The 12,267-nt window shown below is 63.4% G+C and carries 15 protein-coding genes; 4 read left to right on the top strand and 11 right to left on the bottom strand.

The features are described 5' to 3' along the window. Nucleotides 1-37: 37 nt before the first annotated feature. The 9 genes from HY696_11195 to pseG all read right to left on the bottom strand — a co-directional run bounded on the left by HY696_11195 (nucleotide 38) and on the right by pseG (nucleotide 8,664). Entirely contained in the window at nucleotides 38-790 is a 753-nt protein-coding gene (locus HY696_11195) for a uroporphyrinogen-III synthase (GenBank protein ID MBI4238961.1), read from the bottom strand. After that, a complete protein-coding gene (locus tag HY696_11190; GenBank protein ID MBI4238960.1) occupies nucleotides 787-1,407 on the bottom strand; it encodes a nucleotidyl transferase AbiEii/AbiGii toxin family protein in 621 nt (206 codons plus the stop codon). Before HY696_11190 ends, HY696_11195 begins: the two co-directional genes overlap by 4 nt. Beyond that, nucleotides 1,365-1,646 carry a hypothetical protein gene (locus HY696_11185; protein MBI4238959.1) on the bottom strand — a complete coding sequence of 94 codons (282 nt, stop codon included), beginning with the start codon at nucleotides 1,644-1,646 and terminating at the stop codon, nucleotides 1,365-1,367. Before HY696_11185 ends, HY696_11190 begins: the two co-directional genes overlap by 43 nt. Nucleotides 1,647-1,688: 42 nt before the next feature. Further along, nucleotides 1,689-2,741 (bottom strand): pseudaminic acid synthase, encoded by a 1,053-nt coding sequence (gene pseI / locus HY696_11180; GenBank protein ID MBI4238958.1) that lies wholly within the window; start codon nucleotides 2,739-2,741, stop codon nucleotides 1,689-1,691. A gap of 11 nt (nucleotides 2,742-2,752) precedes the next feature. Then, entirely contained in the window at nucleotides 2,753-4,054 is a 1,302-nt protein-coding gene (locus HY696_11175) for a glycosyltransferase family 39 protein (GenBank protein MBI4238957.1), read from the bottom strand. Nucleotides 4,055-4,066: 12 nt separating this feature from the next. Next, nucleotides 4,067-4,822: an SDR family oxidoreductase gene (locus tag HY696_11170; protein ID MBI4238956.1), complete on the bottom strand. Its 756-nt coding sequence runs from the start codon at nucleotides 4,820-4,822 to the stop codon at nucleotides 4,067-4,069. Continuing rightward, nucleotides 4,819-6,141 carry an FAD-binding oxidoreductase gene (locus tag HY696_11165; GenBank protein ID MBI4238955.1) on the bottom strand — a complete coding sequence of 441 codons (1,323 nt, stop codon included), beginning with the start codon at nucleotides 6,139-6,141 and terminating at the stop codon, nucleotides 4,819-4,821. Before HY696_11165 ends, HY696_11170 begins: the two co-directional genes overlap by 4 nt. A 25-nt stretch (nucleotides 6,142-6,166) precedes the next feature. After that, entirely contained in the window at nucleotides 6,167-7,048 is an 882-nt protein-coding gene (locus HY696_11160) for a UbiA family prenyltransferase (GenBank protein ID MBI4238954.1), read from the bottom strand. Between the two features lie 92 nt (nucleotides 7,049-7,140). Next, the gene (pseG, locus tag HY696_11155) at nucleotides 7,141-8,664 is read right to left on the bottom strand and encodes a UDP-2,4-diacetamido-2,4,6-trideoxy-beta-L-altropyranose hydrolase (GenBank protein ID MBI4238953.1); all 1,524 of its coding nucleotides are present in this window, start codon (nucleotides 8,662-8,664) and stop codon (nucleotides 7,141-7,143) included. Between the two features lie 126 nt (nucleotides 8,665-8,790). On the opposite strand from pseG, the gene HY696_11150 reads away from it, so the two are divergent. Further along, nucleotides 8,791-9,081, top strand: a complete 291-nt coding sequence (locus HY696_11150) for a BrnT family toxin (protein MBI4238952.1) — start codon at nucleotides 8,791-8,793, stop codon at nucleotides 9,079-9,081. Next, the gene (locus tag HY696_11145; protein MBI4238951.1) at nucleotides 9,050-9,304 is read left to right on the top strand and encodes a hypothetical protein; all 255 of its coding nucleotides are present in this window, start codon (nucleotides 9,050-9,052) and stop codon (nucleotides 9,302-9,304) included. The genes HY696_11150 and HY696_11145 overlap by 32 nt, the downstream gene beginning before the upstream one ends. A 9-nt stretch (nucleotides 9,305-9,313) precedes the next feature. On the opposite strand, the gene HY696_11140 is transcribed toward HY696_11145, so the two are convergent. Next, nucleotides 9,314-9,826: a hypothetical protein gene (locus HY696_11140; protein MBI4238950.1), complete on the bottom strand. Its 513-nt coding sequence runs from the start codon at nucleotides 9,824-9,826 to the stop codon at nucleotides 9,314-9,316. A gap of 32 nt (nucleotides 9,827-9,858) precedes the next feature. Further along, complete coding sequence (locus HY696_11135; GenBank protein ID MBI4238949.1) at nucleotides 9,859-11,334, bottom strand: hypothetical protein; 1,476 nt, start codon at nucleotides 11,332-11,334, stop codon at nucleotides 9,859-9,861. Between the two features lie 176 nt (nucleotides 11,335-11,510). Here HY696_11135 and HY696_11130 point away from each other — a divergent pair, with 176 nt between their 5' ends. Further along, nucleotides 11,511-11,786 carry a ribbon-helix-helix protein, CopG family gene (locus HY696_11130; protein ID MBI4238948.1) on the top strand — a complete coding sequence of 92 codons (276 nt, stop codon included), beginning with the start codon at nucleotides 11,511-11,513 and terminating at the stop codon, nucleotides 11,784-11,786. Further along, nucleotides 11,764-12,174 (top strand): putative toxin-antitoxin system toxin component, PIN family, encoded by a 411-nt coding sequence (locus tag HY696_11125; protein MBI4238947.1) that lies wholly within the window; start codon nucleotides 11,764-11,766, stop codon nucleotides 12,172-12,174. The genes HY696_11130 and HY696_11125 overlap by 23 nt, the downstream gene beginning before the upstream one ends. Nucleotides 12,175-12,267 lie beyond the last annotated feature (93 nt).

Here is a 12,267-nt window from a genome sequence, read left to right as displayed (position 1 = left end):
AATCTCGGGGCGCTGATAGAGAAGGTTGGCGGTTCGGTCAACTGTTTTCGTGCTCGATCACGGCGACGAGCGCGGAAAAGGCCTGGGACGACGCGACGGCAGCGATCGGGAGCTGGGCGACCGTAAGGGCAGTGGCCGTGGTGCGGCCGATCGCGTAGTACCGCGCGGTGGCGAACGGGGAGGCCGCGAGAAACGGCGAGAATAGTTCGACAAAGCGCTGCACGGCCGATGGGGCGGTGAACGGAATCGCGTGGATCGGGTCGGGATGGGCGGCGCACCACGCGGCGGCGTCGACGGGGCTTGGGAGCAAGCGATATGCGGGGACGTGGCGTAGCGTCGCGCCGTGGGCCGTGAGTACAGTGTGCCACTCGGTCCGGCCGGCTTCCGCTTGGAATGAAGCGATCCGCGTACTCGCGGTCAAGCCATGCTGCAGCACCGCGGTTGCGAGGGCCTCGCCACCGCCATTTGCGACCACCGCCGGCTCCACGCCGGCCGCGCGCAACGCAGCGGCCGTGGCCTCGCCGACGGCGCCGTACTGCGCTGCGTTCGGGAACAATGTCGCTTCCGCCACCACGGCTGCCACGGCCTGCGGACTGGAAAAGAGGAGCCAATCGAATGCGTCGGCTTGGGCCTCGCGAAGCACTTGCCGCAACGCCGCGCCGCCAGCGCTCGGCGGCCCGTAGGCATGCAGCGGGAGTTGCGTCACGCCGATGCCACGCGCCCGCAGCAGTCCCGTGAAGCGGTCATTCTGCGGCTGGGGGTTGGTGGTGAGACAGTGCATGACCGTCATGGGATCAGCGCCCTGGCCTCGCGCTCAAAGAAGGCCTTCACGGCGTCCCACGCGATCGGCGTGATCAGCATCGGCTCGGGATCGTTCTCGGCATCTGCAAAATAGGTCAGCGACTTCACGATGTGGACTTGGTTGTACTGCACGGCTTGATATTTATTGACGAACCAATCGAACATGGCGCGCACGCTATGACCGGTTTGCGCAATCGCGTAGACGTCGTAGAAATCGCGCTTCTTGCCTCGGGCCGCGATCGCTTCTAATTTCATGCACGCGAGATCCGACAACGCGGCGATTGCAACGCCGTGCCAGTGGTCACCGGGGTCGAGTCGCGGGTAGCGATATTCGAGGAAGCTCACCTTCACGCCGGCCAGCGTGCCGTGCACCGTGCCTGCACTTTCGTGGTCGAGGATGAAGGGACCGCATTGCGCCAACAGTTGTCGTAATTGCAGCGTATCGATCGGCTGCGGCGCCATAAAATCCAGATCGACGGATCGCCGATGCCCGAGCCGAAGCGCGATGGCCGTTCCACCCGCCAGATAAAATGCCGACAACCAGGATTGTGCCGACAGCGCGATCAAGACACGGGCGGTGTCGGGAGCCAGGATGGATTCGTGCATGCGACCTCGGGGCGATCAAAATAGAGTGACCAATACCGCCGGCTCCGCGCGGAGAGTCCCCGCGCACTGTGCAGCACGGCGACGATGTCTGTCGGCGAGTACGTGGCCAACAACCAACGCACGGCGTCCAGATCGCCGCATTCGAGCAGTCGCTCGATAATGTACGGGGCATGACGATTCAGATCGAGCGTCGCCGCTTGGACATCCCAAAAAAAGCGACTGAGCAAGGCGGGGATCATACAATCACTATAACACGCAGCAGCGGAAACACAACGGCCACGCTACTCCACACAGTCCCACGTGAGCGGTGTGCCGGCGGGAAGGGCACATTTTGCGCGGCGGCCGAGGATCTCCGGGAGGTGTTTCGGGGGCAGGCCGTGCGCGGGGCGGATGGAACGCACGGTGGCGGGCGTAAACGCTTCACCGGCCTGCATCTCGGCGACGACGAACAGGGAGCGGCGAAAGATTCGGCTCTTCGCTTCGCCCGCGTCGTCGCCCATTGCGCCGGTCCCGAGCGCGGCTTCGGCAGTGCGGACGGCCTCGACCAGGGCCTTGAATTCGGCGGGCTCCAGCGAAAACGCGCTGTCCGGGCCCGGAGTCGCGCGGGAAAGGGTCAGGTGTTTTTCAATGAAGCAGGCGCCGAGCGCGACGGCCGCGATCGGCACGGTCGTGTCGAGGGTGTGATCGGAGAGGCCGATCGGAACGTTGTAGCGCTGTTGCAATTGCGGAATGGCATGCAATTGCATCGCAGCGGGCGCGGCCGGATATGCGCTGGTACATTTGAGCAACATGATTTCTTGCGCCCCGGCGCTACGCGCGGCCTGCACGGCCTCGTCGATTTCCGCGAGCGTGGCCATCCCGGTGGAGAGGATCAGCGGTTTGCCGGTCCGCGCCATCGTTTGAATCAGCGGAAGATCGACCAGTTCGAACGACGCGACTTTGTGGACCGGGACATCCATCCGTTCCAAAAAATCCACCGCGGATGCGTCGAACGCGGACGAAAAACACTCGAGTCCGCATTCGTGCGCGATTTGTTGCAACTTCGGCTGCCACTCCCACGGCGTATACGCCTCTTGGTACAGCTCGTAGAGCGTGCGGCCATCCCACAAGGTGCCGCCGCCGATCCGGAAATATTCGCGATCCGAGCGGATGGTGAGGGTGTCGGCGGTGTACGTCTGGAGTTTGATCGCGTCGACGTGCGCGTCGCATGCGGCATGGATCAGCGCGACGGCCTGATCGAACGATTGTCGATGATTCGCGGAGAGCTCGGCGACGATATAGACGGGGAGGCTCGGTCCCACTGCACGCGCGCCGATATGAAATATGGTGTCCATCGAGGTCTCTCTTAGGTCGTTGGTGCCGCAGGGGTCAAGTCATCATCCCGCCTTCGTGTGTACGCATGCGCCGCCACGACGATCATGAAGCCGTCATACGCGATCCGGTATCGCGGCTCGCCTTTGGTCGCAAACACGACCGCCATCAGACCGAGCAACGGCGCGATCATCAGACAGTCCGCGAGGATCGGGCCGTTGCCGGCCCGCGCCGACGGCAGCCGCCGCGCCAGATAGTACAGGGCCGGCAGCAAGATGAAGATCCAATAGAGTTGTTGAAAGAGATTGATCCAACGACGCTGCGGCGTGTGCGACGTGGGCCACGGGAGCGTCCCGGCGAAGAGATCGAAGACGTGCTCGATCGAGAGCAACAATGCGTCGCCGGGGTGCCGGCGAATCCAGTGCCACGCCGCGGCGAGGTTCGGTTGTGACTCGTACGCGCCGAACGGAAACTCGAGCATCGCGGTGTAACCCCGTTGGTTCGCGACCGGACACCCGAACTCGTGTACGAAATGGCGCTGCGGGTCGGTCCAACGGATCCCTTTGATCGCCCCCGCGTGACCGAGCAACACGTTCATCGGACCATTGTTCGAGATCAGACAGAAATCCCCCTCGTTCAACCGGGTACAGCGCCGGCTCAGCGGGATGCACACCAGTACGAAACCGATCCCCGCAGTCACGAGGACGCCGCACCACGCGGCGCGACGCGCACGCACCCGCCACGCGGCCACGCCCAGCACGCCGGCCACCGCGAGCGCCGGGACCAACACCACGCTCTTCACCGCCGCGGCCATACCCAAGAACACGCCGGCCACCAACGCCCCACTCCATGCCGTCCGGCGACGACGCGCATCCAGCGCACGGACGAGCGCCCACATCGTGGCGATTACGGCCACCAACAGCGGCCCCTCGGAAAAAAAGTAACCGGCGTGATCGAGAAACGGGAAATAGCCGCTGCTGACGATCAACGTCAGCCACGCCGCACGACGGCCATACAGCACGCGGGCGGTGTCCGCGAGCAGCAGCGGCACGAGACACGAGAGAACACACTGGACAACGATCGCGAGTCGCCAACTGGGATCGATGGCGTGGAGCCATCCCAAAAAATACGCGGTCCCCGGCGGATACAAGGTGTCGGCAATGGACTGGACATAGGCCGGATCGAACCAGCGGAGCGCCGTTTCGACATAGCCTTTCATGTCGCTGTAGAGAAATGCGGTCGGCGGGTGGACGTGGAACAGGTAGTGCCAGCGCCAGAGACAGCCGAGCCCGAACACGACCCCTACCGCGACCCAACCCCATCCGCTCCGTTGCATGCGGTCATCTCCTCATAACCCGATCCGCTTGGTCACCGCCTCCGGCAACGATCGCACGACGGCCATGATGCCGCGCCAATACCACGGGAGATAGACCACATCGCGACGATTCCGAATGGCGCGATAGATCCCCGCTCCGATCGCCGCCGGCTCCACAAAGAGGAAATTTTTCCGCAACGCGTCCGTCAGCGGCGTCCGGACCGGTCCCGGTTTAATGGTGCAAACGTGCACGCCGTGCCGATAGAGTCGGCTGCGCAATCCCTGCAGAAAGAGGGTGACCGCTCCCTTGGACGCCCCGTACGTGTAATTGGCACGACGGCCGCGCTCGCCCGCCACCGAAGTGATCACGGCGAGCGTGCCGTGCCGTTGGGCGATCATGCGATTGGCCAGTCGGACCAACAACGCGATGGTGCTGATCGCGTTGGCCTGTAAGGTTTCCAACGTGCATGCGACATCCTGATCGCAGGCCGGTTGCGGCGCCATCAGCCCGTGGGCGATACACACCACGTCGACTGGGCCGAGGCTGCGCCACGCTGCGTCCAGCAACGCCTCGTGGTCGTCCACCCGATTCACGTCGCAGACATACGCAGTGACGGATCCCGCACCGCGCGCCGTCAAGTCGGCCGCGACCGCCTCCAAGCGCGATTGCTGTCGGCCCACCAGAAAGAACGTCGCGCCGTCGGCGGCATAGAGTCGCGCCGTCGCTTGGGCGATCGCGGACGTTGCCCCGATGATGCAAAGATGCGGTCGTTGCGTTGGAGCGTTCATACTCCCCTCTCTTCCCATACGCGTCGCCAAAAACTCGAGGAAAATTTCGGATCGATGAGTCGGCAAAAACGCTCCGCATTGGGGAAAAATCCGCGAAAGGCCGCCGCCGACATTCGCGCATCTTTAGCCGGATAAACCGCCCCGCCGGCACTCAAGACCAACTGATCGCACACATCCAAAACTTGGAGCGTCGGGGTGCCGCGAAACGGCAGATCAAGGGCCAGCGTCGCGCCGGCGCGCGGAAACGAAAGCAGGCCAACGCTGGGACGTTCCCCAAACAGCTTGAGCACACTCAAGTAAGCGCTCGCGCGCGCCTGCGCCAGCAGCGTGAGGATCTCGCGCAATACTGCGGGGGCGACGGGCAATGGGACAACGCACTGATATTGGAGAAAACCGCGCCGGCCGTAGAGTCGATTCCAGTCGCCGAACGCATCGAGCGGAAAGAAGAAGCGATCACAATCGACCACGCGCCGCACGACGCCGCGCCGCGCCGCCCACCACGCGAGTCCCGCATTGAACGCGCGCACGGCGGGACGCGGCAGACCGCCGCCGGGAAGCGCGCACGGCACATGCCAAGTGCGGCGGCGCGGCGGAGACTGCATGACAGGCGCCTCCGCATGATCGCCGGTGATCAAGACGCCACGCCCCCGAGCAGCGGTTCCCGCCAGCGCATCGATCCACGCCACGGTATATTCGTGGGCCCGATCCGCCTCCGGGGCATAGGCAAAAAATTCGTCCAGATCGCGCAGCGGCCGACGTTCTTCCAAAATCCACGGACCGGCAACCGGCCGCAATGCTAACTCCGCCCAGAGGATCACGCCGGTCAATCCGAGTCCGCCAATCGTAGCCTGAAACAGCTCCGACTCCTCCGTCGGCGAACACTCGAGGCAACGGCCGTCGGAGCGGAGCAATGCGAAGCGGCGGACGTAGGCCCCAAAGCTCCCGGCACGATGATGATTCTTGCCGTGGACATCGTTCGCGATCGCGCCGCCGACGGAGACGAACTTGGTCCCGGGCACGACCGGCAGAAACCAGCCACGCGGCACCAACACACGCAACAGTTCCGCCAGGCTTACACCGGCCTCGCACCGCACCAAGCCGCGTTCTGTATCGAAGTCGATCCATCGGTCGAGCGGCGTGACATCGAGCAGGATCGCATCGGCATTCAGACAGCAGTCCCCGTAACTCCGCCCCATCGCGCGCGGGAGTACGGAGTGAGAAAAACTCTCGAGGCGCGGCAACGCATCCCGCCAATACAACGGCACGATGTCGCGATGCTGCACCTGCGGATAATGGCCCCACGATTGATCGCGCGTCATGCTGTCCTATTCTCACGACCCGCCGCTACGCGGCCGACTGCATGATCAGCAGCATCACACTCCCGATTGCGTAACTGATCGGGTCGCGCAGACAAAAGGCCACGGGATCGTCGTCGATCTCGCCACGATTGGCGAGCCACCACATCCGAATGATCCAATACAGGAGGAACGGGGCAATCAGCCAGAGCGTCATCGGCGCCCGATACTGGGCTGCCACTTCGTGGCTTTGCAAATAGAGGACAAAGACCAGTCCCGACAACAGCCCGCAACACGGACCAATCACGCGCAACAGCGCGAGGTCTTGGGCGCCATAATCCCGCCCGGGAGCCTCGCGCTGCCCCTGGCGCGTCAACAGCTGTACTTCGGTAAAGCGCTTCACGAACGCGAGATGCGTGAAAAAAAACATCGAAAAGGCCAACAGCCACGGAGAAACCGGAACATTCGTGGCTATCGCGCCGAGCATCACCCGCAGCGTATAGAGGCCCGCCAACAGAAAGACATCGAGGATGGGGAAACGCTTCAGATAGACCGCGTAGCCGAACGCCAGTCCGATATAGAGGCAAAGGGCCTGGGCGGCGACCCACGAAAGCGTCCACGCTGCGAGCGCGAACCCCATTGCGAGCAGCAGCGGCGCGGCCACCACGCCGCTCCAGCGCGGCAACGCGCCGGAGGCAAAGGGACGCCGACACTTACGCGGATGGATCCGATCGGCGGCGAGATCCCGCAGGTCATTGATCACGTAGACGGCGGAGGCACAGAGGCTCAAACTCAGAAACACGCACCCCATGGACCAGAGTCGCGGTCCTTCGGTAAACCGATGCGCCAACAACAGCGGCACCGCCACCAACAGATTCTTGGCCCACTGCCGCATCCGCAACGCACGGCAGCACTGTTGAATGTTGTGCATCCCCCACCCCTTTCCAGACAGCGCGCGGGGACGCTTATCGCCCGATCGTCGGAATGAAGGGAAGGGGAAAATGTACGGACCTCACGCAAGATTTACGACACTGCATCGCAAACAAAATGGCGCGCCGGTTGATCCTTTAATTGCGTCGGCTCGATTTCAACGTAACCGGCCTTCGTGAAGGCGGCCACCGAGGCCGCGTTGTCGGGACGGATATACGCGTGAAAGCGACGCAGACCCATGACATACGCCACGTGCCGCGTGCCGGCCGCGATCAGCGCACTGCCCATGCCACAGCCGCGGGCTTGCGGCGCGAGACCGACCGAGACCACGCCTTCGTCGTGGATGCGATCGACGCGCCATTGTCCGATCGGTTGGTCATCGGTATCGACGCCGAGATAAAACGCACAATCGGGATCGTGCAGGCGCGCGGCCAACCATGCGACGTGCGTGGCCCACGGAATCGGTTCCGCACTGAACGACATCGCGCGCGTGGTCGGCTCATTCACCCATTCCCATAAGCGGCGATCGTCCCCATGGCGCACGCGACGCAACCGCAGTGGCGCGCGCTGCAATCGTTGCACGACGCGCACGGCGCCGTCGCCGTCGACCAACGCGCGACCGGCTTGGCCGATGCGGACACGTGCTGCGGCATCGGCCAGCAACGCGCGCAGCGCCGTGGACATGGCTGCCGCCGTGGCGTCGCTCGGCCATTCGCCTACGTGGCGCACGACACTGGCTTCCGCCAGCGCGGCTGCGAGGCAGCGCTGATTTGCGGCCGTTGTGCCGACCAGGCTCGGCGTGCCTAACGCAGCCAATTCCCACGCGGTCTGACTCGCAGTCGCACACGCGAGATCCGCATTGGCGAAGAGTTCGGGAAGATTGATGGGATTCACGAGCCACTGCACGCGGTGTGGCGAGTTCGCGGCCAGCGACTGCAACGCGGCGTCCGGGGCGCGCGCTGCACCGAGCACAACGGTGATATCGAGTGATGCATCGTCGATGGACTCGAACGCGCGCAACCACGCGGCCACCAAACCCGTCGCGTCGCTGCCGCCGCAACTGACGACCACGCGCGCCACGTGCGGCGCCCATGTGCGCTCGCGGCAGATCCATGGCTCGAATTCGCGCCGCAGCAACGCATATTGCGGCCCGGCCAACAACGCGACGCCTGGGGCCTGCACCGCATACGCGGTCAGCAGCGCCGCGCCCGCACTCCCCGATCCCGCCACGGCGTTCCACAACAGATCGGCGTGATATTGCGGCCAGTGGGCGTAGTCGTCGAGCAAGAGCAGTGGCGGGCCATCCGCGCGCACGACGCGTTGGTAATCGGGATTGAAGTGATAGCCGTCGAGCACGAGCCATTCCGCGCCACACTGCGCGGCCATGGCCCGCGTGGCCGCAGCATCGGCGGCACTGCCGGGCGCTACGGCCAGCGGTTCAACGACGCAGCCCGCAGCCACTAATGGCGCCTCGATTATCGCCGCCCCTTCCGCGACCGCAAAGTACACGGCGCCGCCAGTCGCGCGCCAGGCCTGCGCCAATGCCAACGTGCGCATGATGTGCCCCAGCCCGCGCTGCGGCCCGGCATCGGCACGGATTAGGAGAGGGTTCGGCATCGCTGCGCCCACCCTAGTCTCGACCAGACACCCCATACCAGTCAAAAAACACGGAACGCATCGCACCCCTTGACCGCCCCCCTCGACCTCCAGTACGATGTGTAGAGAGGGGCATATACAGTGAAAATCGCCTTCGAATGGGACCACGGCAATGACACGAAGAACTATTCCAAACATGGCGTCTCGTGCCAGGAAGCGGAGTCGGCGTTTCAAGATCGTCGTCGACTCGACTTTGACGACCCATTCCATTCTCGCGCCGAGCGACGGTATATTACGCTTGGGCAAAGTTCCCGCCCACGACTGCTCTGCGTTGCCTGGACCTTACGCGGAACACACGTAAGGATCATTTCAGTCCGCCCGGCCAGTCGAAAGGAGCGACACCTCTATGAAGAAAAGAATCACCAAAGAACTGCGTGAACGAGCGCGCCACTTGACAACGGACTATGGAGATCTGCTCGCGAGCGCCACTCCACTGACGTTGGACCTCAAATTCCCCTCACCGACGGAATCCATCAGCATCCGTTTGCCACGAGCCATGCTCAACCGCATCCGGATGATCGCGGATGAACAAGATGTTCCTTATCAATCCCTGATTAAGATGTGGCTGATGCATCGGTTACGGCGCACGGCCACGGCATAGGCCATCCGCTTACTGCACCGTCTCGCCGTCGCAGGTGGCGCTTGGCGACGAGTCTTTGGTCCAAAACGTGTCCGAGCCGAGCGAGCCTTCGTACAATGTCTGCCCATCGCCGGAGAGGACATACGTGATGCCACCGGCGGAGATGCTGATTTCCTGACCGGATGCGCTGGTGTCATCCGCCAGCTCCGACGACCAGGTGCCGTCGACGGACTGATCTTCGTCGGCGTCGTCGAGGTCGACACTCCCTGAACAATAATTGCAGTCGGAGCGGAAGATCTTGAACTGGAAGCGGTCGATATTCGTCAGTTCGCGCGTGTAACTCCCGACGACGAGACTTGCGCTGCCGTCCGACGCGCAACTCGTGCTGCCGCCGCTCGAACTGCTGGAGCTGCTACTCGAGGACGAGGACGACGATGAGGATGACGACGATGAAGACGACGCATCGGTCGTTGCGGTGCTGCCACAGCCGGCGGCCGTGAGTGCAGCAACAAGCGCCAGTATGAGAGAGCGTATGGATGTCATAAGCATTTTCCTTTCCTGGTTATAGACTGCCATCACGCCGCGGCCGTCACGGGCGGCGGCATGGGACGCGCGGCTTCAGACTCCGGCGTCGCCCATTCCACGGTCGTGGCTGCCCACCCCCGTGCGTAGACTTGGCGATGCAGCGACACGACCGGCGCCCCGTCGACAAAGAGATGCAAGCGGCCGCTGAACTCCGATGCCGTGCGTTCGCGGACCGCAGCGCGCCGCTCGATCACGCGGCCGTGCGCCCAACCGGCCGCAAGTCCTAACACACTTCCTAAACCAGCCCCCCAGCCGACGGACCCATTCCACGAGAAGTGCTCGGCCGTGAGCGCAGCCCGCAAGATATCAACTTCCGTTCCAACAGTCACCATTCCCACTGTCCACAGCGCAAGGAAGAACGCCTCGTCACAGAAGACCGCGTAAGAAGAGACATCCGCAAATTCCTCCGTCCGGCACAGCATGCGCACGAACGCCAACACCTCGGCCCGAGACATGCCGGACGGCAAGTCGTAGCGCAGCTCGAGATCCTGCAAGAACCCCCATGGGTAGTCCGACGCTTGGCGCACACCGGCCAGAATGGTCTGCAGATGGGCTTCCGGTGTGCCGAGCGGCATGCGTGGTCGTAAGCGGACCGCAAAACACGTCAGTGAAGAGATCAACAAGGATTCCACGGCGTGGACTGTTCCGCCGAAACGAGCAAATCCATGCACGGCGCTGTCGACTCCCGGCAATCCGGAAAATTTCAGCGTCTTTTGCAGTGCCTGCGTCAGCGCAGTCCAGGCGTCGACACTGGGGAGCGAATCGGACACGAGCAGACGAAATTCCGACACCGGCAATGTGCCACGACCGTCGGCATATCCGAATTGGAAGAGCTGCGCCACCAATCCCGGAAGGCGCGTGGGCTCGAATCCGGTCGGCACCGTCAGCGCGAAGTACTGTGCAACGGCCGCCACGCCATCTGCGGTCCGTTCTTCGGATACGAGCTCGGCCGTGCATCCGGGGATCAGCCGCAACGCCTCGGCACGCAGTTCTTCAACGGTGCGCGGCGGCGCTACTCTGCCGCTACAGTCCACAAACGCGGCCGGGGTCAGTGTCGGATGGCTCCGCCAACCCAATCGGACCTCTTCTGCCACCAGCGGCCGTTCGCGTTTGCGGTCAGCGCGATGCCGCATCACGGCGCGAGTCGCGACGAATGCGAGCGTGCCCACCGCCATCGCGCCGGCAACCCACTGCGGCGACAACCCATCTGCAGCCGGCGGCGTGGCAGGCGACGCGACGCCGGCATACGCATCGCGCGCGGCGATCAATGTACTCGTCGTGATGGCCACGCCGGTGGTCGAAGCCAACGCCGGGTGCCCAGAAAGGCGCGACGCTCGCTGCAGGCGCCCGGAGCGCCCGCCCCCGCGCGGCATCGGCGTCACGGCGGCATCACGACCTCGGGCCGTTGCACGCTGCGCCACTTGTTGACGGTAATAGTATGAAGGGACACCAATACGTCGATCCACCCTGCACCTCTGCGGTTGCCCCCAGGCGTCATCATCGAATCGCCCCGTCGGACTAATGAAAGACGCCGCTGCTGTCAAAATATTCCGTTGCCAGCGTTACCGCTACCGCCACAGAGGCGGAGAGTACGCGCGCCCCTGATTGACAATATACAAGGTTTATATATACGATAGTGTTGATGAAAACGACGATGGTCAACATCTCACTCCAAAAAGATCTGATGGCGGCCCTCGATGCCGTCGCCATGGCCGAATCACGAACGCGGTCGGAACTCTTACGAGAGGCGGCGCGGCAATACATTGAGCGCTATCGGCGGTGGGAGGCCGTTTGCCGCTTGGCCGCACAGACAGCGACACAGCACGGCATACGGGCGAGCGATGTCGCCACCGAAATCGCCGCCCATCGCGCACAGCGGCACACCCGGCGCTTCCATGCGAACTCGAATCGTGGCTGATACGAATGTTTTGATCTCCGGAGTCCTCTTCGGAGGTCCGCCACGGAGGGTCCTCGAATTATCCCAGCAAGGCGTCATTCAGCTCTGCCTGTCCCGTCCCCTCCTGGATGAATTTACCGACGTGTTGGCGCGTCCCAAATTTCGCCTCGATGATGCACTGTTGCTGCTCCTTGCCGATACGCTAGTGGCATACTCGTTGATTGTCGTGCCACAACGGCGTGTGCGGGTCATCCGCGCCGATCCCGATGACAATCGAGTGTTAGAATGCGCGCACGCGGCTGGAGCGCAGTACATCGTCTCCGGCGATCATCACCTGCTGACCCTGCGGCGGTACTCCGGCATCCCGATCCTATCGCCGGCCACTTTTCTCATGGCAATGGAGCGCTGAAGCAACATAGGGCCCTTGCCGTGAAATATTCCGTTGCCTGCTTCCCGTTATATGATCTATGCGGCGCGGGAGGAGCCTACCACCACCAACGGA

It is taken from the genome of Deltaproteobacteria bacterium (genome assembly GCA_016210045.1).
In the GTDB taxonomy this organism is placed as follows: domain Bacteria; phylum UBA10199; class UBA10199.
Note: the sequence above shows the minus strand (reverse complement) of the source record. Positions and strands in the feature narration are given on the sequence as shown.